This window comes from Cryobacterium tepidiphilum, assembly GCF_003716325.1.
Lineage (GTDB): Bacteria > Actinomycetota > Actinomycetes > Actinomycetales > Microbacteriaceae > Cryobacterium > Cryobacterium tepidiphilum.
The window spans coordinates 41482-64064 of sequence record NZ_RDSR01000012.1 but is presented as its reverse complement, the minus strand read 5'-3'; the positions used below and the strand labels follow the sequence as shown (position 1 = coordinate 64064).

General features: G+C 68.7%; 24 protein-coding genes. 17 read left to right on the top strand and 7 right to left on the bottom strand.

The features are described 5' to 3' along the window. The first annotated feature begins 72 nt into the window (after positions 1 to 72). The 3 genes from EEJ31_RS08700 to EEJ31_RS08690 all read left to right on the top strand — a co-directional run bounded on the left by EEJ31_RS08700 (position 73) and on the right by EEJ31_RS08690 (position 2165). Positions 73 to 501: a DUF7715 family protein gene (locus EEJ31_RS08700; RefSeq protein ID WP_148040152.1), complete on the top strand. Its 429-nt coding sequence runs from the start codon at positions 73 to 75 to the stop codon at positions 499 to 501. Between the two features lie 144 nt (positions 502 to 645). After that, positions 646 to 1428 carry a hypothetical protein gene (locus tag EEJ31_RS08695; RefSeq protein WP_123045915.1) on the top strand — a complete coding sequence of 261 codons (783 nt, stop codon included), beginning with the start codon at positions 646 to 648 and terminating at the stop codon, positions 1426 to 1428. A 20-nt stretch (positions 1429 to 1448) separates the two neighbouring features. After that, a complete protein-coding gene (locus EEJ31_RS08690) occupies positions 1449 to 2165 on the top strand; it encodes a class F sortase (protein WP_123045914.1) in 717 nt (238 codons plus the stop codon). Between the two features lie 96 nt (positions 2166 to 2261). Here the strand turns inward: EEJ31_RS08690 and EEJ31_RS08685 are convergent, their stop codons facing one another. Next, positions 2262 to 2762 carry a DinB family protein gene (locus tag EEJ31_RS08685; protein ID WP_123045913.1) on the bottom strand — a complete coding sequence of 167 codons (501 nt, stop codon included), beginning with the start codon at positions 2760 to 2762 and terminating at the stop codon, positions 2262 to 2264. A gap of 102 nt (positions 2763 to 2864) precedes the next feature. Here EEJ31_RS08685 and EEJ31_RS08680 point away from each other — a divergent pair, with 102 nt between their 5' ends. From EEJ31_RS08680 to EEJ31_RS08660, 5 genes are all read left to right on the top strand, one after another. Next, positions 2865 to 4292: a CoA transferase gene (locus EEJ31_RS08680; RefSeq protein ID WP_233563811.1), complete on the top strand. Its 1428-nt coding sequence runs from the start codon at positions 2865 to 2867 to the stop codon at positions 4290 to 4292. 51 nt (positions 4293 to 4343) lie between these two features. Then, positions 4344 to 4589 (top strand): AbrB/MazE/SpoVT family DNA-binding domain-containing protein, encoded by a 246-nt coding sequence (locus EEJ31_RS08675; RefSeq protein ID WP_123045911.1) that lies wholly within the window; start codon positions 4344 to 4346, stop codon positions 4587 to 4589. After that, complete coding sequence (locus EEJ31_RS08670) at positions 4586 to 4951, top strand: type II toxin-antitoxin system VapC family toxin (RefSeq protein ID WP_123045910.1); 366 nt, start codon at positions 4586 to 4588, stop codon at positions 4949 to 4951. Before EEJ31_RS08675 ends, EEJ31_RS08670 begins: the two co-directional genes overlap by 4 nt. A gap of 132 nt (positions 4952 to 5083) precedes the next feature. Continuing rightward, complete coding sequence (locus EEJ31_RS08665) at positions 5084 to 5599, top strand: hypothetical protein (RefSeq protein WP_123045909.1); 516 nt, start codon at positions 5084 to 5086, stop codon at positions 5597 to 5599. A 9-nt stretch (positions 5600 to 5608) separates the two neighbouring features. Beyond that, positions 5609 to 6577, top strand: a complete 969-nt coding sequence (locus tag EEJ31_RS08660; protein ID WP_123045908.1) for a magnesium transporter CorA family protein — start codon at positions 5609 to 5611, stop codon at positions 6575 to 6577. A gap of 101 nt (positions 6578 to 6678) precedes the next feature. Here EEJ31_RS08660 and EEJ31_RS08655 read toward each other — a convergent pair whose 3' ends face one another. The 5 genes from EEJ31_RS08655 to EEJ31_RS08635 form a co-directional block, all read right to left on the bottom strand. Next, positions 6679 to 7257 (bottom strand): hypothetical protein, encoded by a 579-nt coding sequence (locus EEJ31_RS08655; protein ID WP_123045907.1) that lies wholly within the window; start codon positions 7255 to 7257, stop codon positions 6679 to 6681. Positions 7258 to 7738: 481 nt separating this feature from the next. Then, positions 7739 to 9877 carry an ABC transporter ATP-binding protein gene (locus EEJ31_RS08650; protein WP_123045906.1) on the bottom strand — a complete coding sequence of 713 codons (2139 nt, stop codon included), beginning with the start codon at positions 9875 to 9877 and terminating at the stop codon, positions 7739 to 7741. Next, complete coding sequence (locus EEJ31_RS08645; protein ID WP_123045905.1) at positions 9874 to 11610, bottom strand: ABC transporter ATP-binding protein; 1737 nt, start codon at positions 11608 to 11610, stop codon at positions 9874 to 9876. Before EEJ31_RS08645 ends, EEJ31_RS08650 begins: the two co-directional genes overlap by 4 nt. A gap of 219 nt (positions 11611 to 11829) precedes the next feature. After that, positions 11830 to 12336, bottom strand: a complete 507-nt coding sequence (locus EEJ31_RS08640; RefSeq protein WP_123045904.1) for an NUDIX domain-containing protein — start codon at positions 12334 to 12336, stop codon at positions 11830 to 11832. Between the two features lie 39 nt (positions 12337 to 12375). After that, positions 12376 to 13347, bottom strand: coding sequence for a formylglycine-generating enzyme family protein (locus EEJ31_RS08635; protein WP_123045903.1), 972 nt, complete (start codon positions 13345 to 13347; stop codon positions 12376 to 12378). Positions 13348 to 13504: 157 nt separating this feature from the next. Here EEJ31_RS08635 and EEJ31_RS08630 point away from each other — a divergent pair, with 157 nt between their 5' ends. The 9 genes from EEJ31_RS08630 to EEJ31_RS08585 all read left to right on the top strand — a co-directional run bounded on the left by EEJ31_RS08630 (position 13505) and on the right by EEJ31_RS08585 (position 21990). Continuing rightward, entirely contained in the window at positions 13505 to 14509 is a 1005-nt protein-coding gene (locus EEJ31_RS08630) for a LacI family DNA-binding transcriptional regulator (protein WP_123045902.1), read from the top strand. Positions 14510 to 14664: 155 nt separating this feature from the next. Beyond that, positions 14665 to 15591, top strand: a complete 927-nt coding sequence (locus EEJ31_RS08625) for a carbohydrate ABC transporter permease (RefSeq protein WP_158603932.1) — start codon at positions 14665 to 14667, stop codon at positions 15589 to 15591. After that, on the top strand, positions 15588 to 16424 hold the full coding sequence (locus tag EEJ31_RS08620) for a carbohydrate ABC transporter permease (protein ID WP_123045900.1): 837 nt from the start codon (positions 15588 to 15590) through the stop codon (positions 16422 to 16424). The genes EEJ31_RS08625 and EEJ31_RS08620 overlap by 4 nt, the downstream gene beginning before the upstream one ends. 56 nt (positions 16425 to 16480) lie before the next feature. Continuing rightward, the gene (locus EEJ31_RS08615) at positions 16481 to 17857 is read left to right on the top strand and encodes an extracellular solute-binding protein (protein WP_158603931.1); all 1377 of its coding nucleotides are present in this window, start codon (positions 16481 to 16483) and stop codon (positions 17855 to 17857) included. 121 nt (positions 17858 to 17978) lie between these two features. Continuing rightward, a complete protein-coding gene (locus tag EEJ31_RS08610; RefSeq protein WP_158603930.1) occupies positions 17979 to 19307 on the top strand; it encodes a sulfatase family protein in 1329 nt (442 codons plus the stop codon). A gap of 167 nt (positions 19308 to 19474) precedes the next feature. After that, positions 19475 to 19825: a hypothetical protein gene (locus EEJ31_RS08605; protein ID WP_148040151.1), complete on the top strand. Its 351-nt coding sequence runs from the start codon at positions 19475 to 19477 to the stop codon at positions 19823 to 19825. Then, complete coding sequence (locus EEJ31_RS08600; protein WP_123045896.1) at positions 19818 to 20747, top strand: isoaspartyl peptidase/L-asparaginase family protein; 930 nt, start codon at positions 19818 to 19820, stop codon at positions 20745 to 20747. The genes EEJ31_RS08605 and EEJ31_RS08600 overlap by 8 nt, the downstream gene beginning before the upstream one ends. A gap of 263 nt (positions 20748 to 21010) precedes the next feature. Continuing rightward, positions 21011 to 21286, top strand: a complete 276-nt coding sequence (locus tag EEJ31_RS08590; protein WP_123045895.1) for a hypothetical protein — start codon at positions 21011 to 21013, stop codon at positions 21284 to 21286. Positions 21287 to 21351: 65 nt separating this feature from the next. Continuing rightward, on the top strand, positions 21352 to 21990 hold the full coding sequence (locus EEJ31_RS08585; protein WP_123045894.1) for a ScbR family autoregulator-binding transcription factor: 639 nt from the start codon (positions 21352 to 21354) through the stop codon (positions 21988 to 21990). Positions 21991 to 22006: 16 nt separating this feature from the next. Here the strand turns inward: EEJ31_RS08585 and EEJ31_RS08580 are convergent, their stop codons facing one another. After that, entirely contained in the window at positions 22007 to 22426 is a 420-nt protein-coding gene (locus tag EEJ31_RS08580; RefSeq protein ID WP_123045893.1) for a DUF1761 domain-containing protein, read from the bottom strand. Positions 22427 to 22583: the final 157 nt, after the last annotated feature.

The following is a 22583-nucleotide window of genomic DNA, read 5'->3' as shown; positions in this document are numbered from 1 at the left end:
GATGCCGCGGGCCGATGTCGGTGGTGAGCGCTACCGTCATCACATCTACTCACTGACGCTCGTGCCGAGAACATGGAGAAGACGATGAAGGCGCTGGTGGCCACGGCCGAGACCCAGGGAACGCAACGCGGTGACGGCACCGAGTGCATCGAGGGCGAGCTGGTGTGGATGATCGATCCCTGCCCGAACAGCGTGCGAAACCCCCTGGGGTTCTGCCCGTGCGGGCGCTCGTTCAAGGGGATGAACTCGCATGGCGAAACGACGACCGCGAAAGTGCGCGACATCTCCTGGCTCACCCCGGGCAGTTACGCGGCGGCGCTGCGGTCCTGCTTCGACGCGATGGGCTGGTGCGTGTGCTGCCGCAGACGCCCCGTATCGCGCGTGATCGAGGAGCTCATCGCGCTTGCTGACGCCTTGCCGGTCGGCGCGGTTGTGGGCCGGCGCCTGGACGAACTGGTGCTCCGCACGCCGCCTGACACGAGGCCTGCGGAGGCCGCGTAAGGCGGCGTCGACTCATGTGGAACTCGCGCCGCGGCATCTGATTGAGAACTTTTTTCGACATCGACCAATCCGATCGGGCCTACGGTTCCGAACCAAAGCCACGGAGTCTGAGATCTGGACTCACAATTCAAGGAGGAACGTCTGATGAACAAGAAAGCAACACTCCTGCTGGTTCCCGCCGTGGCACTGGGCATGAGCGCCTTTGCGGCAGCACCGGCTTTCGCCGCCGACGGCGACAGCACCACCTACCAGACCGAGCTCGGTGCGCTCAACGGGAGCAACGCATCCGGAACCGCGATGGTCACCCTGACCGGCGACGAAGCCCACGTGCACATGGAGGTCAGCGGCCTCGCCGAGACGTTCAACGACGGCCCGTACCCGCACGTGCAGCACATCCACATCGGTGAGCAGGGCACCTGCCCGACGCCCGACGCTGACAAGAACGGCGACGGCATCGTCGACACCGTCGAAGGACACCCGTCCTACGGCATGATCGGCACGACGCTCTCCTCGAGCGGCGACACCAGCCCCGCAGCCGGCACCGACCTGAAGGTCGCACAGATGGGTGGCAGCTACACCTACGACCGCACCTTCACGCTGAACGCCGACACGGCTGCGTCGCTCAAGGCAGGCACCGCGTCCGTCGTGGTTCACGGTCTCGACCCGGCAACGCTGAGCAAGGAAGCCCAGGACGCCAAGAGCAACCTGGTTCCCGAGCTGCCGCTCGCCGCGACCGCCCCGGCCCTCTGTGGCACGCTGACCGCGTCGCAGATGGACATGCCGAACGGCGCGCCGCTCACCGGTGGTGGCAGCACGTCCAACGGTCCTGACATGGGCCTGCTCGCCCTCGGTGGCGGACTGTTCCTGACCGCTGGTGGCATCGTTGTGGCTCGTCGTCGTAGCCTCGCCGTCAGCAACAGCAAGTAACACGGAGAGTCGCTGAACCAATGAGTAACAACCAGAAGAACCGCCGTCCGAGCCGTTTGCTGACCCTGGCGGCGGTTCTTCTGGTGCTCGGCGGTGCCGCCTCCGTCGGCTTCGCTTACTGGGGGCAGATGCCCCCGCCCCGGCCGCCCGCATCCGCCGCCACACCCCTGGCCACCGCGGATACCGGGATACCGGCCTCCCCGACCCCGGCGCCCACTGCGGCGCCTACGGCAAGCGCGCGCCCGGCCACGCCGAAGCCCGCTCAGACCACCGGCCCCGTGATGGACGCGTCCAAGCCGACCCGCATCCAGATCCCCGCCATCGATGTCGACTCCGACCTGATGGAACTCGGGCTGAACGATGACGGCACCCTCGAGGTGCCGCCGTTCGAGAAGGACTCACCGGCCGGCTGGTACCGCGGCTCACCCACCCCGGGCGAGATCGGCCCCTCGATCATCCTCGGTCACGTCGACACCTACAAGGCCGGACCGGTCGTGTTCTACCGCCTCGGCGACGTGCGCCCCGGTGACACGGTCTCCGTGAGCCGCGCTGATGGCTCGACCGCGAAATTCACCGTGGATCGCGTCGAGAGCTTTCCCAAAGACGGCTTCCCGGAGCTCGAGGTGTACGGCAACACCGATCGCGCCGAGCTGCGGCTCATCACCTGCGGCGGCGACTGGGACCCGGACAAGCACCAGTACGTCGACGACGTCGTGGTTTTCGCGCACCTGACCTGACGGCGCTATTGCCGCCGGTGAGGGGTCAAAAAAACCTAGTCGTCGGCTCGCGTAACTGATCTTTCTTGGCCCCTCATGGGCCGGGCGCTACCCGCGTCAGTCGTTGGGGTGGTCGCCGACCATGCCGTCGATCAGCTCCCGCACGATGTCGATGTGCCCGGCGTGCCTTGCGGTCTCCTCGATCATGTGGATGAGCACCCATCGAAGCGACACCGCGCCGCCGTACCAGGCGGTGCCGGTGTCGTCGAGGTCGAGCTCGGCGATGACCTGGTCAGAGGCGGCGCGCGCCCGCGCGTAGAAGGCGAGCACGTCATCCGTCGACTCAGCGGATGTCACGTGCAGGTCGGCGTTCTCGTCATCGGCGTCGAACGGGAGCGGCTCCGTCTCACGGCCGAAGGTCTCGCAGAACCAGCCGTACTCCACCGCCGCCAGGTGTTTCGCGAGGCCGAGGAGAGTCGTGCCCGTCGGCGTCATCGGGCGGCGGAGTTGCTCGTCGCCGAGGCCCGATAGCTTCCACAGCACCGCCTCCCGGTGCCGGTCCAGGCTGGCCTGCAGGCTCTCCTTCTCGCCGCCGGTCGGGGGAACGCGTAACGCCATGGCTGCCTTTCGTCGCTGAGCGGGTGCGGGTGCGAGCCTAGCGGGGGAGCGGCCGGGTGCGCGACGCTGGCCTGGCCGCGCTTCTCCGGTGACAATTGAGCTGTGGACAACGAAGCTCGCCCAGCGGCAACGTCGACGACGTCTCACGCCGCTCTTCAGCGCATGTGGGTCGCGCTCGGCGAAAACGAGGGGCACCTTGCCCTCGTCGCGCCCGGCGGCGAGCCCGGTCTGCAGTCGCACCTCCCGGTCGACTCGCTCACCAGGGGCGCGGTAGCGGCGGCCTCTCTTGCCGCGGCGCTTCTCGCGGCAGAGGCTGGCGACGAACCGGCGGGCGTTCCACATGTGGCGCTCGGCCCCGACCGCATCCGAACCGCCCTCACCAGTGACCGGCACTTCCGGCTCGACGGCAAGGAGCCGCCCGGCGTCTGGGCCGAGTTCTCCGGATTCTGGCGCTGCGGCGACGGCTGGGTGCGCACCCACGCCAACTACCCGCATCACCGGGGGCGGCTGCTCGAGATGCTGGGCCTGCCGACGGATGCCGACACGGCGGCTTTCGAAGATCGGCTCGCCTCCCTCGACCCGCTGCAGGTGGAGCAGCAGGCCGGGGCCGTGGGCGCGATAGCCGTCGCCGTGCGCACGACGGAGGAGTGGGCGGCGCACCCGCAGGCCGAGGCGGTGCGCGGGCTCCCGCTCATCACCATGCGCCTCCTCTGCGATGCCGAAGCCCCCAAGCGCCCCACCGCGAGCAATCCGGCGGCGCCGGTGGCCGGCATCCGTGTGCTGGATCTGACCCGGGTGATCGCCGGGCCGGTCGCGACGCGAACGCTCGCGCTGCTCGGCGCCGACGTGCTGCGCGTCGACTCGCCCGCACTTCCGGAGGTGGGCTGGCAGCACCTCGACACCGGCGCGGGCAAGCGCTCGACGCTGTTGGACCTGCGGCAGGCCGCCGACCGGCGCACCTTCGACGGACTCCTGTCGCAGGCGGATGTGGTGGTCACCGGGTATCGTCCCGACGCGCTTGCAGCGTTCGGGCTGTCGTCCGAGGAGCTGGCGGAGCGGCATCCGGGGATCGTGGTGGGACGAATCAGCGCTTGGGGCGGCACGGGCCCGTGGGGCGGCCGGCGAGGATTCGACAGTATCGTGCAGGCGGCGTCGGGGATCGGCTGGCTCGAGTCCCCGGACGGACACCGGCCGGGAGCGCTCCCCGTGCAGGCGCTCGACCACACGGGCGGGTATCTCCTTGCGGCCGGCGTCCTCAGTTCGTTGCGGCGGATGCGCCACGAGGGCGGAAGCCGACTGGTCGAGGTGAGCCTCGCCCGGCTCGCGCAGGAGCTGCTGGCGCTGCCCCGGGAACCCGAGGCTGTCGCGCCGATGCCTCCGGCAGAGCCGACGACCGTGACCGTGCGCGCTCCGAGCGGCGAAATCACGTACGCGCTGCCGGCGCTCGCTTACGAGGGCGGGCCGACCGACTGGCCTGCGCCGAGTCATCCGTGGGGCTCTGACGGCCCGGAATGGGCGACCGGCGCTTGAGGGTTGACGCAGGGCCTGCGTCTCGGAGCACGAGGGTGGTACAGTGTCGCCATGAGTGGCACAGAACCGATCCGGGTGGGAAACAAGGGCCGGATCGTCTTGCCCGCAGCAATACGCGAGCGACGCAACTGGGCGGAGGGGACTGCGCTTGTCGCAATAGAGACCGAGCGGGGGGTGATACTCGCCGCGCGTAGCGAACTCGAGCAGCTCGTCCGAGAGCAGCTCGCCGGGACGGACCTCGTTGCCGACCTGCTCGCGGAGCGGAGGGCCGCCTCAAGACGGGAGGACAGCGCGTGAACGTGCTGGACGACTCCGCGCTCTTGGCTTACCTGCAAGGAGAGGCCGGCCACGAGCGGGTTAGGCAGCTGCTTCTCGACGGCGCAACCTGCGGTGCCGCAAACTGGGCCGAGGTTGCGCAGAAAGTCCAGGCCACGGGCGCGGATTGGCAACTCGCCCGCTCACTCCTGTTCAGTTACAGCCTTGCTGTGGAACCCGTCACCGCTGATGACGCCGAACGCGCTGCAGCGATGTGGCGCGCGGGTGAGGGTCTCTCGCTCGCCGACCGCCTCTGCCTGGCCTTAGGCGATCGCTTGGACGTGCCGGTGTGGACGGCAGACGTGCAGTGGAAGGAACGGCCGGGCGTTTCCCTCATCCGCTGACGCCGGCCCGATAACGTCACGCGGGTGCTGCGCCCCAGCGCCCGTGCGGGCTTTCTGCCGCCCGCGAGCGCGCGAGGCGGCAGGTAGACCGCACTCGCGGCCGGGCGAGGCGAACCACGACCGACCGCTAGCATGGGCAGCACCATGACCCCGTTCCTCTCCGAGCCCGCGCGGGCGGCCCTCGACCGGCTCGCCGAGCTCGACACGGCGCAGCCGGCGGCCGATCCGCTGGAGCGGGTGCGCGGCATCCGTTCGCTGATCGCCGAGCTCGAACGAGACCCGGCGACGCTGCAGGCGGTGCGTGACGCGACCGCCGCGGGGGAGAGCTGGGACGCCGTCGCGGAGGCGGCAGGCATCAAGCCGGCGGCGGCGAAGTGGCGCTGGCAGGGCACCGATGCCGAGATCATCGCCCGGCTGGAGGCCGGCCGCAAGCGGTCGGCGCGGCCGAGCAGCCGCCCCACCGACCTGCCGGGGCACTCGGTGGCCGAGGCCGCCGAGAAGCTCGGTGTGAGTGCGCAGGCCGTGTACCTGCAGGTGAGCCGCGGCAAACTTCGCGCCGAAACCGTGCAGCTGCCCGACGGCCGCAAATACAAGCGTGTGTTCCTCGACGACGCGGCGCAGCCCGGCGAGGAGCCCGCGGGTCAGTAGCATTGGCCCATGGTCCGCACCCGGATGTATCAGAGTGGGGCGCTCGTTCGCGAGAATTTTCCGGTAACGGAGGTCGCCGAGCTGCTCGCCGACAAGGCCGCGCTGGTGTGGGTGGACTTCGACAGCCCCTCCGTCGACGAGTTGCGGGTGCTCGAGGAGGAGCTGGGGCTGCATCCGCTGGCCGTCGAAGACGCCATGCACCCGGCGCAACGCGCGAAGCTCGACCGCTACAGCAGCCACCTGTTCCTGGCGACGTACACGGTGACCCTCGACGAGACGTCGGGGCGGATGACGTCGAGCCAGGTCAGCGCGTTCATCACGCCCCAGGCGTTGGTCACCATCCACTCCGAGCACTTCGATACGGATGCGCTCGTCGAGCGCTGGGACAGCGCGGCCGACCTGGCCGGCCACGGCATCGGCTTTCTGGTCTGGGGCCTGCTCGACATGATCGTCGACGGTCATTTCGACGCGGTGGAGCAGCTCGACGACGCGATCGACAGCCTCGAGGACCTGCTGTTCGACGAGCGGCCGCGCACGGCGGAGGTGCAGCGGCGCTCCTTCGAGCTGCGCAAGTCGCTCTTGACGCTGCGGCGGGTAGTGGTGCCCATGCGGGAGGTGCTGAACACGCTGCTGCGCCGGGACCTCGGCGTCGTGGCCAACGGCATGGAACCGTACCTGCAGGACGTGTACGACCACGTCGTGCGTGCGACCGAGACGACCGAGTCGCTGCGGGAACTGGTGGCGACGATCCTGGAGACGAACCTGAGCCTGCAGGGCAACCGGATGAACCTGATCATGAAGAAGGTCACCAGCTGGGCGGCCATCATCGCCGTGCCCACCGCCATCACCGGCTTCTACGGGCAGAATCTGCCCTACCCGGGCTTCAACACCGAGTGGGGATTCCTGGTCTCGACCGGGCTGATCGTGCTGCTCGGCCTCGGGCTGTACGTCGCGTTCCGCAAGCGCGACTGGCTTTAGGCGCCTTCCCCGGGCGTGAGGGGTCGCGTATCGACCTTCCGGGCGGTGGGAAGAGCAGATTGACCCCTCAGCGGATGGCGGCGGCGGTGCGCCAGAAAACGTCAGGGGCGGATGTCGGGGCTGGCCATCTGGATGGACAGCGCGGACTGTCCCTGGGTCGTGTCGTCGCCGCCGATGACGAGGAACCACGACGACGCGTCATCCGTCGCGCTGGCGAGGCCGGTGAGGTAGACCTCGCCTTTGTCCGAGCTGTCGCGGCTCAGCCAGCCCGAGGCGAGCAGGGTTGCGGCCATCGACTGGGCCAGGTGCGTCGCATCCGTTGCCGGCACCAGCGTGATCGTGCGCAGGATGCCGTAGTAGTGGCCGGTGCCGTCGTTCTTCGTCACGAGCTGGGAGTGGTCGTCGACGTTCACGATGGCGCCCGGGTCGATGAGCGCCTGGACGGCGTCGGCCGTGCGCTTCGATTCGGCGGCGAGGGCGGTCTCGGTGAACGCGGACGGCGCCACCGGAAGGACACCGGGAACCGGGCTGGCCGTGGGGCTCGGCGCGGGGGAGGGCCCGGCCGGCCGAGGGGCGGCCGTGGCGCTGGGCGTCTCGTCGCGGATCACCGTGCTGCTCGATGTGCAGCCGGTCAGGGCGAGCACGCCCGCCAGAACCAGTGCCGTGCCTGCCGCCCTCATCCGCCAAGTCTAAGCGGGCAGAAAGATGCCGCAGCCCCGCGACAGAATCGCCAGGCGAGGCCGCGGCATAGAAAGAATACTGTATGCCCGCGGTCGGCGGAGACCGCACCCGTCGCCCGATGTCGGGTCGTTGCCCGAACGCACCGGAGCGGGTCGGAACCCAGCAGGGCACGGCGAAGCCGGTGAAGGGCGCCGCCGGAATCGGAGCGACCGGGCACGTCGGTGGTGCCGCGATCGACTGCCGGGGCGGCCACGCAGCCGCAATGATCGCATCGAACTCCGCGCGCACGAAGTCGTCGTCCAACTCCGCTTCAGCGAACGCCGGGTCGGACGGCACGCAGCCCGCAAGGAACCGAGCCGTATCGGATTCTGTGATCATCATCGCTGGAACTCCACGACAACTATCTGGGGACAACGACCTCAGAACTTTTCTAACACCGTCGAAAAACGGATGCAAGAGCCTCGCGCGATGGTGTGCCGGTCAGACCGGGGTCGACACATCCGCGGCAGGCTCGCCCGCCTCGTCGGACTCCGCCTCGCCGCCCATGAACTGCGACATGTACAGGTTGTAGTACGCGCCGCGCTGCTCCAGCAGCGTCTCGTGGTTGCCCTGCTCCACGATGCGGCCGGCCTCCATCACGAGGATGGTGTGCGCGTCGCGGATCGTCGAGAGCCGGTGCGCGATCACGAACGAGGTGCGGTCCTGCCGGAGCGCGGCCATGGCGTGCTGCACGAGCAGCTCGGTGCGGGTGTCGACCGACGAGGTGGCCTCGTCGAGGATCAGCAGCGACGGGTTCGCGATGAACGCCCGGGCGATCGTGATCAGCTGGCGCTCGCCGGCCGACACGTTGCCGGCGTCCTCGTCGATCACGGTGTCGTACCCGTCGGGCAACTGCCGCACGAAGCGGTCGACCATGGTGGCCTTCGCGGCGGCGACCACCTCGTCATCCGTTGCGTCGAGACGCCCATAACGGATGTTGTCGCGGATGCTGCCACCGAACAGCCAGGCGTCCTGCAGCACCATGCCCACCTGTGAGCGCAGCTCGCCGCGGCTGAGCGCGGTGATGTCGACGCCGTCGAGGAGGATGCGTCCGCCGGTGAGCTCGTAGAAGCGCATCACGAGGTTCACCAGGGTGGTCTTGCCGGCGCCCGTGGGCCCGACGATCGCGACCGTGTGGCCGGGCTCGGCCGAGAACGAGAGGTCTTCGATCAGCGGATGCTCCGCGCTGTACGAGAACGACACGTTGTCGAAGGCGACGTGGCCGGTGGAGCGCTCGGGCAGGTGCTCGGTCGCGGTCTCCGGGTCCTGCTCGTCGGCGTCGAGCAGTTCGAAGGTGCGCTCCGCGGACGCGACGCCGGACTGCAGCATGTTCGCCATGCCGGCCATCTGCGACAGCGGCTGGGTGAACTCGCGCGAGTACTGGATGAACGCGGTCGTGTCGCCGAGGGTCATCTGCCCCGACGCCACGCGCAGGGCGCCGACCACGGCGATCAGCACGTAGGAGAGGTAGGAGACGAACGTCATGGCGGGCATGATCATGCCCGAGACGAACTGGGCGCCGAACGACGCGGCGAACAGGCCCTCGTTGCGCTTGTCGAACTCCTCGAGCATCTCCCGGTCGCGGCCGAACACGCGCACGATCTCCTGGCCCGAGAAGGTCTCTTCGATGTGGCCGTTGAGCGCCCCGGTGTTCTTCCACTGCGCCGAGAACAGCTTCTGCGACCGCACCCCGATCACCGCGGCGATGCCGAACGACAACGGCAGGGCGATGAGCGCGATGAGCGCCAGCTGCCACGACACGATGAACATCATTACAGCGATGCCGAGCACCGTGAGCACCGACTGCACGAGCTGCGAGAACGCCTGCTGCAGCGCGCTCTGGATGTTGTCGACGTCGTTGGTGACGCGCGACATCAGATCACCGCGCTGCCGGGAGTCGAAGTAGCTCAAGGGGAGCTTGTTGATCTTCACCTCGATGTCCTGGCGCAGCTGGTACACGACGCGCATTACCAGGCCGTTGAGTATGTAGCCCTGGGCCCAGGCGAGAACGGATGCGACGGTGTACATGGCGAGGACCACCAGGATCAGCCGCCCCAGCACGGTGAAGTCGATGCCCTGGCCCGGCACCACGTTGGTCCCCTCGAGCATGTCGGCGAACTGGGTGTTGCCCTCGGCGCGGAGGCCGGCGACGACCTGGTCGAGGGTGGCGCCGGCGGGCAGTTGCGAGCCGAGTATCCCGTTGAAGATGGTGTCCATCGCCTGGCCGAGGATCTTCGGCGCCAGCACCATGAGCACCACCGAGACCACGACCAGGGCGACGACGATCGTCATGCGGGCGCGCTCGGGGCGCAGCAGGCCGATCAGGCGCTTCGCCGACGGCCAGAAGTGCGCGGCCTTGCGGGCGGGCGTGCCGCCGAACATGTCGCCGTCGGACTGGCCGGGGACGAACTCCTCCTCGGCCGGGGTGTCGGTCACGAGCACAGTGCCGACAGCGGCCTCGGTCTGCGCCTCACCGGCGGCGACGGCCGCGGCGGTGTGCTCGGCGACGGCTTCTTCGGCGCGGATCTCGCTGGCCGCCTTGCCGCCGACGCGGGCCGTGTTCTTCTTCCGGATGGTCATGCCACCGCCTCCACACTCAGCTGGGATCGCACGATCTCCTGGTAGGTCTCACTCGACTCGAGGAGCTCCTCGTGGGTGCCGCGGCCCACGATGCGACCGTTGTCGAGCACGAGGATCTGGTCGGCGTTCGTCACCGTCGAGATGCGCTGCGCGACGATGATGACCGTCGCGTCATGGGTGGCGCCGGCGAGGGCGGCGCGGAGCCGGGCATCCGTTGTCACGTCAAGAGCCGAGAACGAGTCATCGAACAGGTAGACGCGGGGGGTCGCGAGGAGCGCGCGGGCGATGCAGAGGCGCTGCCGCTGGCCGCCGGAGACGTTGGTGCCGCCCTGGGCGATGGGCTCGTCGAGGCCGCGCTTCATGTCGCGCACGAAATCGTCGCCCTGCGCGATGCGGAGGGCGTTCCAGAGCTCGTGCTCCGTCGCATCCGCTCGCCCGAAGCGCAGGTTGGAGCCGACGGTGCCCGAGAACAGGTAGGGCTTCTGCGGAACGAGGCCGACGACGCGCGAGATCTGGCCGCGGGTGAGGTCGGTGACGGATGCGCCGTCGATCGACACCGTGCCCGCCCCGGCATCGTAGAGGCGCGGCACGAGGTTCAGCAGCGAGGTCTTGCCGGAGCCGGTGGAGCCGACGATGGCGGTGGTCTGGCCGGGCTCGGCCGTGAAGCTGACGTTGTCGAGCACGGGGCGCTCGGCGCCGGGGTAGCCGAAGGTGACGTTCTCGAAGCGCACTCGGCCGCGGGTGGGGGTGGGCAGCTTCTCGTCGGCGACGAGCGCCTGGCTGGAGTCGGTGGTGAGCACTTCGCGGATGCGCTCGGCGCAGACGACGGCGCGCGGGATCATCATCGTCATGAAGACGCCCATCATCAGCGCCACGAGGATCTGCAGGAGGTATTGCAGGAACGCGGTGAGCGAGCCGATCTCCATCTCGCCGTCGGCCACGCGGTGCCCGCCGAACCAGAGCACGGCGGCGGTGGCGAGGTGCATCACCATCATGATCGCGGGAAACATGAGCACGAACAGGTTGCCGACCTTCACCGACACGCGGGTGATCTTCTCGTTGGCCAGGCGGTAGCGCTCCGACTCGAACGGTTCCCGCACGAAGGCGCGCACCACACGGATGCCGATGATCTGTTCGCGGAGCACGGTGTTGATGCCGTCGATGCGCTCCTGCATCAGGCGGAAGAGCGGCATGAGCAGGGAGACGAGCACCCCGACGATCACCAGCAGCACGGGCACGGAGACCCACACCAGCCAGGAGAGGCCGATGTCTTCGCGCAGGGCCATGATGATGCCGCCGATGCACATGATCGGGGTGGAGACCATGAAATTCAGGGTCATCAGCACCAGCAGCTGCACCTGCTGCACGTCGTTGGTGCCGCGCGTGATGAGGGTGCCGGAGCCGAACCGGCTGAGCTCGAGGGCGCTCAGGGAGTCGACCTTGCGGTACACGTCGCGGCGCAGGTCGCGGCCGACGGCCATGGCGGTGCGGGCGCCGAAGTAGATGCCGCCGATCGCCGTGACGACCTGCACCAGGCACACGGTGAGCATGGTCATGCCGGTCGACCAGATGAAGTCGGTGTCGCCGGTGGAGATGCCCTTGTCGATGATCTGCGCGTTCAGGCTCGGCAGGTAGAGCGCGGCGATGGTCGAGACGAGCTGGAGCACGAAGACGGCGACGATCCAGCGCGTGTACGGCCTGGCGTGGTGGAGCACCAGTGTGAGGAGGGCCAACGAAAATCCTTCTGAGGAGATGACGACGTGTGGAGAGGTGACGCCGGTGGCGGGGCGGCGGGCGGCGGCGGTGCACCGCGGGGCGTGGTGGCCCCGCTGCTCGGTCGGCGGCGCACGGGGCAGTCAATGGTAGCGCTCGGGCAGCCCCGTTGTCTCGCCCCCGTGAGGGGACACGTTTACCTAGTGTTGCCCCGTCTCACACTAGGTAAACCTGACCCCTCACGAGGCGGATGCGCCCGGGTGCGCCGGGTGCGCCGGGTGCGCCGGGGTGACGAGCTCGGCGAGAGCGTCGAGCGCCGCCCGCTGGCCTTTCACGAGCCGCGGCCGCGCATCCCGGAGGGGAAACCAGCCGGCCGCGTCGAGCTCCGGGAACGACTGGCGCCGGCCCGACCGCGGCGGCCACTCGAGCTCGAACGTGTTGCTGTCCACCCGGCCGGCGTCGAAGTCGGATTCACCGGCGAACACCCACACGAGCTTTCCGGAGGAGTAGCGGAAGACGCCGAGTTCGCGGTAGGCGACGTCAGGGGCCGGCCGCCCGATCTCCTCCTCGAACTCGCGCAGGGCGGCGGCGAGGGGCTCTTCGTCCTCGGCGATGAAGGTTCCCTTCGGGATCGACCAGGCGGAGGCATCCTTGCCGTGCCAGAACGGGCCGCCCATGTGGCCGAGCAGCACCGTGAGCGCGGGCGCTCGCCGGAAGAGCAGGATGCCCGCGCTGGTCTCGGCCATGCCGCCACGCTACTCGCGCGCCAGGGGATTGCGCAGCGTCTAGAGGGCCACGGTCCGGAAGCCGGCGTTGCCCATCGAGGAGTCCGGCGTGTTCGACGAGCGAGCCGCGTTGCGGTAGCGATTGCAGTACGACGAGTGACACAGATAGGAGCCGCCGCGCATGACCCGGGCAGCTCCGTCGATCGGGCCCGCGGGAGACTCGAGCGGCGATCGACCGTAGTAGCCGGCGTCGAACCAGTCGGCGCACCATTCCCAGACGTTGCCAACCGTCTGCCAGAGGCCGTAACCGTTGGGCTCGAACGAACGCACGGGCGCGGTGGTCGGCCAGCCGTCATCCGCTGTGTTGCGCTGGGGGAACTCGCCCTGGAAGATATTGACCCGCCATCGGCCGTCGCCGGCCATGAGCTCATCGCCCCACGGGTATCGGGCGCCGCCCCGGCCGCCGCGAGAGGCGTACTCCCACTCCGCTTCGGTGGGGAGTCGCCGGCCCGCCCACGCGCAGTAGGCTACGGCGTCGTTCCAGCTCACGTGCACCACGGGGTGGTCGTCCAGGCCATCGACCGACGAGCGTGATCCGCCCGGATGCCGCCAATCGGCGCCCCGGACCCCGTACCACCAGGGCGCCCCCACCGCCGGGCCCATGATCTCGTCCGGCTCCGCCGCCACCGCGAGGTGGAAGACCGCGGAGAACGCGAAGCTCTCCGCCTCGGTGACGTACCCCGTCGCGTCGACGAAACGCGCGAAATCGGCGTTCGTGACACTGGTCACGTCGATCGAGAACGGCGCCACCTCGACCTCGTGCACCGGCGTCTCGCCGTCGGCGCGGTTGCCGTCGCCGGTGGAGTCGCCCATCAGGAACCGCCCACCGGTGAGCGTGGCCTGCTCGATGCGGTGGCTGCCGCCACCGGCAGCCGGAGGGCCTCCGATGCCGACGCTCACCGGCGCAGCGGGAGTCCGGCTCGGTGCGCAGCACGACGGCGGGTGCCCCGCGTCTTCCCGATTGCGGTGCATGTCGGGTGCGTTCGACCGGCTATCCGCCGGTGGTGCGCTGGAGGCTTGGTCATGGTGCGACATTTGCGTACCACGCTAGCCGCTCGGACCGGGAACGTGCTCCCCGACGGGAGGACCGGTGGCGACCGGGGACGGCGCTTGCGATAACGTGCATGGAATGAAGCGAGTGACCCTCCAGGACGTGGCCGAGCACGCCGGCGTCTCCAGGGCGGCTGCGTCGATGGTCGTGCGCGGCACGGGTCGCTTGAGCCCCGAGACCCGCGTGCGCGTGCAGGCATCGATGGAGGCGCTCGGATACGTCTACCATCGCGGTGCCGCCACACTGCGCACGAATCGCAGCGGACTGCTCGGGCTGCTTCTCACGGATGTCTCGAACCCCTTCTTCTCGGCGATGACGCTCGGCTTTGAAGAGGTCGCGTCCGAAGCCGGGTTCATGACCATGGTCACGAACACCTTCGACGAGCCGGCCCGCCAGCAGCGCCTCGTGCGCGCAATGCTCGAATACCCGGTGGACGGATTCGCCTACACGCCCGCGGTGGGCGGCGAGGAGTCGCTCGTCCTCAGCGCGGGGATGAGCCTGCCGGTGCTCGCGATCACTCGCAGATCGATGAACGACATCCCCAGTCTCGTTCCCGACGACATGCAGGGTGGCGCTCTCGCGGCCGAGCATCTCGTCGTCGTGCACGGCGCCCGGCGACTGGTCTACCTCGGTGGTCCCGAGAAGGCGGGGCCCCGGTACGACCGTATGACCGGCGTCGAGCAGACGCTGAAGGCGCATCCGGGGGCACAGCTCATTCGGCAGTTCCCGGGGGAGACGAGCATCCGGAGCGGAATGGAGTTGTCCGCGCAGCTCCTGGATTCGGGGATCGAGTTCGATGCGGTCGTCTGCCACAGCGACGTGATCGCCTTCGCCCTCCTCCACGCACTTCGGGAATCGGCACGTTCCGATCGGTTCATCAGCGTGATCGGATTCGACGGGCTGCCCGAGTCAGAGGTGTTCTCACCACCGGTGACATCGGTGGCGGTGGGGCCCGCGGCGCTGGGCGGAAGCGCCGCCTCGTGGATCCTCGCCGGGCTGCGGGGCGACCCGGCCGTGGACATCGAACCGATGACGATGCACCTCGAAGTCCGCGCCTCGTGCGGGTGTGCGCCCACTGCTTGAATCGCACGAACCGAGCTGTTAGCATCAGCTAGATCGATCTAGCGCTAGATCGATCTACCAGCCGAATCAACGATGCTTGGATGGGGAATCAGCGTGACAGTGTGGCAGCAATTGCAAGGCGCGGCGGGCGCGCGCGCCCGTTCCGGGGTTCCGCAATGAGCGCGTCGAGCGGCGCACTCGGTACGACGAGAGCCAGGCGCCGCCCGGGGTCGAACACGGCCAGGACCGCCGTCATCGCGTTGGCGCCGTTCGTGGTGTTCTGCCTCGCGCTCGGCGCCCTTCCCTTCGCACGAGTCGTCCAGATGGGCCTCTCAAAGGTCGACCTCGGGGCCACCGGATTCAGCTTCGACTGGATCGGAATCGGAAACTTCCAGGCCGTCCTCGCCAACAAGGATGCCTGGGAGGCGCTCGGGAACACCGCGGTCTTCATCATCGCGACGATGCTCGGCAGCATCATCACCGGTCTCGTCCTCGCGCTCCTGGTGAACCGCGCCGTGCTCATGCTTCCCGTCGCGCGCAACGTCCTCATCTGGCCGGCGGTGATCGCTCCCGTCGTCGTCAGCCTGATCTGGCTCCTGATCCTGAGTCCGACCGCCGGTGGCCTGAACAAGGTCCTCGAAAACCTCGGCCTCCCGGGCCAGACCTGGTTGAACTCCGGCCACGGTGCGATGCTCAGCCTGATCGCCCTCGACATCTGGCACTGGACGCCCGTCGTGTTCCTGTTCATCTACACGGCCCTGCAGTCGATCAGCGAGGAACTGCTCGAGGCGGCCCGCATGGACGGGGCCAGTGAGGGCCAGATCCTCCGCCGGGTCACCCTGCCGCTGCTCGCCCCCGCCATCGGTGCGGTCGCCGTGGTGCGCGTCGTGATGGGCGTTAAGGTCTTCGACGAGATGTACCTGCTGACCTCGGGCGGACCGAACGGGGCCACGACGCTCGTGTCCCAGCGCATCCAGCTGTGGTTCTTCCAGGACCTCAACTACGGCGAGGCCGCAGCGTTCAGCATCCTCGTCGTGGCGATCACCATCGCGATCCTCTTGCTCGCGCTTTTCACCCGCTCGAGAATGGCAGGTCGCTCATGAGCAGCACGTTGAAGTCGCGTCGGCCGAACATCATCGTCGAGATCCTCCTCGTCGCGGTTCTCATCGCCGTTACAGCCCCGATCGCCTGGGCAACGCTCCTGGCCTTCCTGCCCAACCGCGCCATCGTCAGCTCGAAGTGGGAGTTCCCGTTCTGGGTGGGCAACTACACGGACATCTTCAGCGGCGGAACGCTCTTCTTGCAGCTGCTCAACAGCGTCGGCATCGTCGTCGGCACCGTCTTCCTCTGCCTCGCCATCGGTTCGGTCAGCGGATACTCGCTCGCGAAGCTCGCGCCGCCGAACTGGGTGCGGCTCCCTGCCCTGGCCCTGGCCGGTGTGATCCCGCTCATCCCACCGGCGACACTCGTGCCCGGACTCTACGTGCTGCTCGACACCATGGGGCTCCTTGGCACCGTGCCGGGTCTCGTGCTGGTCAACAGCCTCTTCAACCTGCCGTTCGCCGTTCTGCTCATGAGCAGCTACTTCTCCAGCCTCCCGAACGAACTGCGGGAGGCAGCGCTCGTCGACGGTGCCCACGAGATGCGCACGTTCTGGCTGATCATGCTCCCGCTCGTGCGTCCCGGCCTCGCCGCGACGGGCGTCTTCGTCGGGATCATGGCGTGGAACGAGTTCCTCATGGGCCTCACCCTCACCTCGGGCGGGGAGACAGCGCCCATCACGGTCGGGATCGCGGGCTTCCTGCAGCAGTACGCCGTGACATGGGGACAGCTTGCGGCCGCGGGAACGATCGCGGCCATTCCCATGATCCTCCTGGCCGTCTTCGCCAACCGCCACATCGTGGCGGGGCTGACAGCGGGATCCGTCAAGGGATGAGCCCGCACACCACCGAACCCAACCTGCACCATCACATCAAAGGAGATAGGGAAAAGATGAAAGCAGCACACGCACCCCGGAGGACCGTGCTCCGGGCGACCGCGGCGTCTCTCGCCGCATCCGTCGCCCTGCTGGGCTTCACCGCCTGCACCGGGGGCGGAGGCGGAGGGTCGCTGTCCGGGAAGGGCGACGCGGTGACCCTGACCGTTCCGACCAGCCAGGCGCCCTGGAACCCGGCATACGACAAGCTGATCCAGGAGTACCAGAAGGAGACGGGCAACAGGATCAATCTCCGCCCGTTCCCGAACCCTGACGTGAAGACCCAGGAGGTCAACGACGTCCAGAGCCAGAGCCACACCTTCGACGTCTACCAGATCAACGAACAGGACCTCGTCCAGTTCAATGAGAACGGCTGGATCCAGCCGTTCACCGACGTGGACCCCAGCTACAAGCCGGACGACAGCATCTACAGCTACAGCAACGTCGGCCGATGGAACGCCGACAAGAAGATCTTCGACAGCTCAGGGGAGCTCACCAACCTCCCGATCCTCGGCAACGTCGACATCTTCGTGTACCGCACCGACGTCTACAAGAAGCTCGGCCTCGAGGTGCCCACCACGTGGGACCAGATGATCGCCAACGGCAAGAAGATCCAGGAATCCGGTGACCTCAAGTACGGCGGCGTGTACCGGACGCAGGGCGTTCCCGGCACCTACAGCACCACCTTCGAGTTCCAGTCGCTCCTGAACGGTGCCGGCGGCGCGTGGTTCAAGGACCCGGGAACAGACTGGACGCCCACCGCTGACAGCAGCGAAGCCGTTCTGGCGGCAACCCGATTCCGTGAGCTCGCCAAGCAGGGGCCTGCCGCGACCACGACGATCGGGCAGGCGCAGGCCATCGCGGCCATGCAGGCCGGCGACGCGGGCCAGACCTACATGGTCGCCGCCGCGGCCGCGCAACTCGAGAGCGAGTCGGACTCCTCGGTGGCTGGAAAGGTTGGCTTCGCACCGCTCCCGCCGACCCCCGCAGGCACGTCGTCCTCGGCCACCGGACTGTGGTCGCTGGCCATCCCGAGCGGCCTGCCGAAGGCGCGCGCCAAGGCAGCGCTCGAGTTCATCACCTGGATCACCTCGGCGAAGGCGCAGACGCTGTTCGCCCAGGCGGGAGGCATCCCCGTTCGCGAGGAGGCCTACAGCGCCAGCGACCTGCCGAAGGGTTCGGAACAGGCGCTCGCCGCTGTCAAGGAGACGGCCGCCGGACTCCCCGACGACCCGACGTCGCTGCGCTTCTCGTTCTCGACCCAGATGCTGAACTTCACCGAGCCCGACCTTCAGCAGATCGCGGCCGGCAAGGTCTCGCCGGAGGAGGGGATGAAAAAGATCCAGCAGCAGCTGGAGGCGTTGATCCAGAAAGAGGGACTGCCCACCAGCTGACCCGCACACGCCGGGCCGGTGCACTCCCGTGCACCGGCCCGGATCCGGGACGTGCGTCCCTCCCTGAGACGAGCCCGTCTGAAAACGGGACAGAACAACCATGATGAAAAGGAACCCCCAGGTGACCCAGCCGTTGCATCCCGATGTCGTTCTCATCCACTGTCATGATCTTGGCCGGTGGCTGAACATCTACGGGATGACCCACGTTCCCTCGCCGAACATCGCGCGGTTCGCCGAGCGCTCGGTGGTGTTCGAGAACGCGCACTCCGCGGCTCCGCTCTGCTCCCCGGCCCGCGGAGCCCTGTTCACCGGCATGTCACCGTACGTCAACGGCATCCAGGGGCTCAGCCACAACGCCTGGCGCTACCGCGAGAACGTCCTGACGGCGCCCGAACGACTGCGCCCGTACGGTTACCACTCGGCGCTCATCGGTCTCCAGCACGAGAACGTCGACCCGACGGTGCTCGGCTTCGATGAGTGCCCCGGCCAGGGCTTTCTGCCCCGCGTCAACCAGGTCGTCGAGGCCACCGAGGACTGGTTGGCGCACCTCGCTCCCGCCGAGCGGCGCGACCCCCTCTTCCTGACCGTCGGAACCTGGGAGGTGCACCGTCCGTGGCCGCACGAGGACTATTCCCCGGCTGATCCGGACCAGGTCGACGTGCCTGATTTCCTCCCCGACAATGCGGGCACGCGCTCCGACATCGCCGACTTCTACGGCGCCATCGCCCAGTTCGACGACGGCTTCGGACGCCTCATGGCAGCCCTCGACGCCACACTGGACCCGGCAAACACGATGGTGATCCTCACCACCGACCACGGGGCGGCCTTCCCCGGCGGAAAGAGCACCCTCCGCGATTCGGGGACCGGGGTCACATTGATCGTGAGGCCCCCGGTGTCGTGGGGCGTCGACCCGCATCGCGTCTCGACGGTCGTCTCGCACATGGACCTCGTGCCGACCCTCATCGAACTGGCGGGCGGCGCCGCCCCGGCTGAGCTCGAAGGCGTGTCACTGCTGCCCGTGCTGCGCGGACAATCCGAGGGCGACCCCGGCCGGCTGGTGTACTCCGCCAAGGACTACCACGACACCTACGATCCCAAGCGCGCCGTGCGGTCGGCCTCGTACGCGTACATCCGCAATTACGAGCCCGGTCCGAACCTTCAGCTCGCCATCGACCTGGAGAAGAGCAAGACCCGCCAAATGATGGGCGACCGGCACCTGGAGCCACGCCCGAGAGAGGAACTCTACGATCGCGGGCTCGACCCCGCCGAGAAGGACAACCGAGCGGAGGACCCGGCGTACGCGCACATCAAGGACGAGTACGCCGCGGCCTTGCACTCGTGGCTCATCCGCATCGGTGACCCCATCGAAACGGCCCCGACGCCGCCGGCGCCCCAGCGGAGCCGCGCCGTCGACCCCCTGCCGGCCGTGGTGAGGTCTTCCACGCCCTAGCGCCAGCCGATCGTGGGCCCGCCGCCGCCGGCACGCCCACGCAGCGCCGCCGCGCGCGTGGCGTGCCACACGCGCCCCAGCGCCCAGCACGCGCGCCATCCGAGGCCCACAGATGGGCCCCGAGGCAAGGCCTTCCGCCGGCCGTCACTCGTGTCTACATTCGGGTTATGTCCCGCGAATTCTCCGCCGAGCCCGCACCCGCGTGCGCACCGACGCATCCGTTGATGCGCGTCCTCGAGCGGTCCGTCTACCGCGGTCCCTACCTCTACAGCGCGATCGCTGCCGGCATGCGCGTGGAACACGTGCGCCGGGACATCGACGAGCGTGAGGCGATGGGCGCTCTCAGCATGGCGGGGCCGGAGGACCTCGTGGTGCTGATGCCGACCGACGTGGCCGGCAGCTGGAAGCAGGTGCAGGAGTTCGTGCCCGGGCCCGGTTTCGGGCCGTCACCGGGCGGGCCAGCGGATGCCGCGGCCGGTGCGGCGGGTGTGAGGGGCGAGGAGGCGTTGTATGGCTGAAAGGGAACGACTGCAGTGGGCGATCATCGTGCACGGCGGTGCGAAGTCGATCCATCCGTCGGAGGAAGAGGCCAGCCGGCTCGGCTGCGCCCGAGCCGTGCGCGCAGGGCAGGCGGTCCTGGAATCGGGCGGCGCGGCCACGTCGGCCGTTGAGGCGGCGATCAGGGTGCTGGAGGACGACGAGACCTTCAACGCCGGGTTCGGGTCGGTCGTGAACCATCACGGCGACGTGGAATGCGATGCGGCGCTCATGGACGGCGCCACTCTCGACGTCGGCGCGGTCGCCGCCGTGCAGGGCGTGCGGCATCCGATCTCGCTGGCGGCCGAACTCCTCACCGAGCAGACCGTGCTGCTGGCCGGAGCGGGGGCGGTGCGTTTCGCCCTTGAGCGGGGCGTGGAACTCGTACACCCCGCCGATCTCGTGGCGCCGGGCAAGCGCGAGAGCCACATCGGCTCCGACACCGTCGGCTGCGTGGCCCTGGATGCAGCCGGGCACATCGCCGCGGGAACGTCGACCGGGGGACTGGCGGGGAAACTGCCGGGACGCGTGGGCGACAGCCCGTTGCCGGGCTGCGGTCTCTACGCCGAGGATGCCATCGGCGGCGTCTCCGTCTCGGGCACCGGGGAGGAGATCACCCGCGTGGCACTCGCCTCCCATGCGATGGCCGCGCTCGCCACCGGCTCGCCCGCCGAGGCCGCCGAGGCGGCGCTCGACCGGCTCCGGCTGGTGGGCGGCGACGGCGGGCTCATCATCATCGACGCCGGCGGACGCATCGGCTGGGCCCACAGCAGTCGCGACTTCGCCGTGGCGTATGCCGACGACACGACATCCGTCCGTGCCATGACGCGGCAGGTACTGGGCCGCGACACCATTCACAAAACCGACCCTGATACCTACCCCGAGGACCTGCCCCGTGACTGACCGCACCCACGCCGCCGGGCGCGGGCGCATCGGGCGGCTGCTTGGAGCGGTGGCGCACAGCCCGCGGGTGCTCAGCATCGATGAGGACGATCGTCGTCGAGGGCACGGACTTCCGGGTCATCGGCTCGGGCGCCGTGTACGTGGTCGACGGGGCCGGGGCGGCCCCGTCCGAGCGCCCGGCAGACATGTGTCGTGGCGTTGCGGCTCCAAAACCGGTCGCACGGTATGTACGGTAGAGTGCCGCAACGGGGGAAGGGCGTGCGATGAGCGAGGCTGCCGGCAGCGAAACGACGGCGAGACGATGGCGGCTGGGTCTCGTCGTCGCGGAGGCATTCGGGTGGGTGCTGGTAGCCTCCGGGCTGCCCGTTCTGCTGTGGGTCGCAGCGGGCGTCGTGGTGCAGGCCGCGTGGGTGACGGTCCTCGTTGTCGCCGTCACCGTCATCGGGGGAGGACTTGTCGTCGCGGCGCGATTCGCCCGGCGAGCGACCGGGGCGTCGCGGGTGGGCGACGTCCGGGACTTCGGGCACGGTAGCCCCTAGGATGCAAGCGGCGCGGGTGAGAAGGCCCGCCGACGTGGCGTCACCAGGCAGCGGCGAGGAGGCACATGGCACGGCAAGCACGCGCTCTCGCAACCCGGGAGGCGATCATCCGTGGTGCGGCAGTGGTCTTCGAACGCCTCGGCTACGGCAACGCCTCGCTCGCCGATGTGGCGGTGGAGGCGAATGTCAGCAAGGGCGCCCTGTACTTCCACTTCGACAGCAAGGACGACCTTGCGCTGGCTGTCATCGAGGAGCAGAACCGCATTTCGCAGGTGTCGGGAACGGCGATCATCGCGCTGGGCCGGCCCGCCCTCGAGACGATGATCCTCCTGTGCGCCGACCTCGGCCGGCACCTGATGACCGACCCCGTCGTGCAGGCGGGCATCCGCCTCACGACCGAGGCGGCGTCCTTTCAGCCGCAGGTGATCGAGCCGTACCGCGACTGGCTCGTGACGTTCGAGAACCTCATCCGCACGGGCATCGGTGAAGGCGACATCAACGAGAATGTGGCCCCCGACGTGCTGGCGTGGTTCATCATCCCGTCGTTCACCGGTGTGCAGCTGGTCGCGAATGTCTTCACCTCGCGGCACGACCTTCTCGGCCGCATCCGGCAGATGTGGGAGATCCTGCTCCCCTCCGTCACCGTGCCGGAACGGTACGACGACCTGCGTCACCTGACCAGGCTGGTGGAGACTCCGGCCTAGCCCGGCGCGGGCGCGGCTAGGCCGGCCACACCCCGATGATGATCGACATCACGAGGATGGTCACGAGCTCGTGCGCGACGTTCAGGAGCGTGAGCCCGCGGGGCCGCTGGTCGAACGCGTCGTGCGTGATGAACCGGGCGGCCGTGAACCCGGCCCACAGCATGAGAGCCGTCACGACGGCGTTGCGGAAGTAGCTGCCGCCGTAGAAGTCCCAGGCGATGTAGGTGGCGCCGGCCAGCACCCAGGCCGTCACGAAGCTCACCAGGAGGGTGATGAGGATCGGAACGACGGCATCCGCTGCCCTGCCGCTCGGGGTGACGTTCGCGGCCTTCATCCAGTAGCGGCCGAAGACCTTCGGCGTGTACCAGATCGACCCGACGACCATGCTCGAGAGCGTGGCGAGGATCACGGCCCAGTAGTTGATCTCCGGAGTCACGGTCGTCCTTTCGGCCTGCGGTGTCGCCGGGCGGTCGCGACGGCGGTGGTGATTGAGAAGCATAGGGCCCAACGGGTGCCGCCGGGGGCCGCCCCACCGGGATTGTCGGTGGCCACCGTTACGCTCGAAGGGCAGCGGATGCGATGGGAGGAGGCGC

Bases quoted from the DNA above. Each gene is read 5' to 3' on its own strand.
- EEJ31_RS08700 (WP_148040152.1), top strand. From the start codon at position 73: ATGGAGAAGACGATGAAGGCGCTGGTGGCCACGGCCGAGACCCAGGGA.
- EEJ31_RS08695 (WP_123045915.1), top strand. From the start codon at position 646: ATGAACAAGAAAGCAACACTCCTGCTGGTTCCCGCCGTGGCACTGGGC.
- EEJ31_RS08690 (WP_123045914.1), top strand. From the start codon at position 1,449: ATGAGTAACAACCAGAAGAACCGCCGTCCGAGCCGTTTGCTGACCCTG.
- EEJ31_RS08685 (WP_123045913.1), bottom strand. From the start codon at position 2,762: ATGGCGTTACGCGTTCCCCCGACCGGCGGCGAGAAGGAGAGCCTGCAG.
- EEJ31_RS08675 (WP_123045911.1), top strand. From the start codon at position 4,344: ATGAGTGGCACAGAACCGATCCGGGTGGGAAACAAGGGCCGGATCGTC.
- EEJ31_RS08665 (WP_123045909.1), top strand. From the start codon at position 5,084: ATGGGCAGCACCATGACCCCGTTCCTCTCCGAGCCCGCGCGGGCGGCC.
- EEJ31_RS08660 (WP_123045908.1), top strand. From the start codon at position 5,609: ATGGTCCGCACCCGGATGTATCAGAGTGGGGCGCTCGTTCGCGAGAAT.
- EEJ31_RS08655 (WP_123045907.1), bottom strand. From the start codon at position 7,257: ATGAGGGCGGCAGGCACGGCACTGGTTCTGGCGGGCGTGCTCGCCCTG.
- EEJ31_RS08650 (WP_123045906.1), bottom strand. From the start codon at position 9,877: ATGACCATCCGGAAGAAGAACACGGCCCGCGTCGGCGGCAAGGCGGCC.
- EEJ31_RS08640 (WP_123045904.1), bottom strand. From the start codon at position 12,336: ATGGCCGAGACCAGCGCGGGCATCCTGCTCTTCCGGCGAGCGCCCGCG.
- EEJ31_RS08635 (WP_123045903.1), bottom strand. From the start codon at position 13,347: ATGCACCGCAATCGGGAAGACGCGGGGCACCCGCCGTCGTGCTGCGCA.
- EEJ31_RS08630 (WP_123045902.1), top strand. From the start codon at position 13,505: ATGAAGCGAGTGACCCTCCAGGACGTGGCCGAGCACGCCGGCGTCTCC.
- EEJ31_RS08625 (WP_158603932.1), top strand. From the start codon at position 14,665: ATGAGCGCGTCGAGCGGCGCACTCGGTACGACGAGAGCCAGGCGCCGC.
- EEJ31_RS08620 (WP_123045900.1), top strand. From the start codon at position 15,588: ATGAGCAGCACGTTGAAGTCGCGTCGGCCGAACATCATCGTCGAGATC.
- EEJ31_RS08615 (WP_158603931.1), top strand. From the start codon at position 16,481: ATGAAAGCAGCACACGCACCCCGGAGGACCGTGCTCCGGGCGACCGCG.
- EEJ31_RS08605 (WP_148040151.1), top strand. From the start codon at position 19,475: ATGTCCCGCGAATTCTCCGCCGAGCCCGCACCCGCGTGCGCACCGACG.
- EEJ31_RS08600 (WP_123045896.1), top strand. From the start codon at position 19,818: ATGGCTGAAAGGGAACGACTGCAGTGGGCGATCATCGTGCACGGCGGT.
- EEJ31_RS08590 (WP_123045895.1), top strand. From the start codon at position 21,011: ATGAGCGAGGCTGCCGGCAGCGAAACGACGGCGAGACGATGGCGGCTG.
- EEJ31_RS08585 (WP_123045894.1), top strand. From the start codon at position 21,352: ATGGCACGGCAAGCACGCGCTCTCGCAACCCGGGAGGCGATCATCCGT.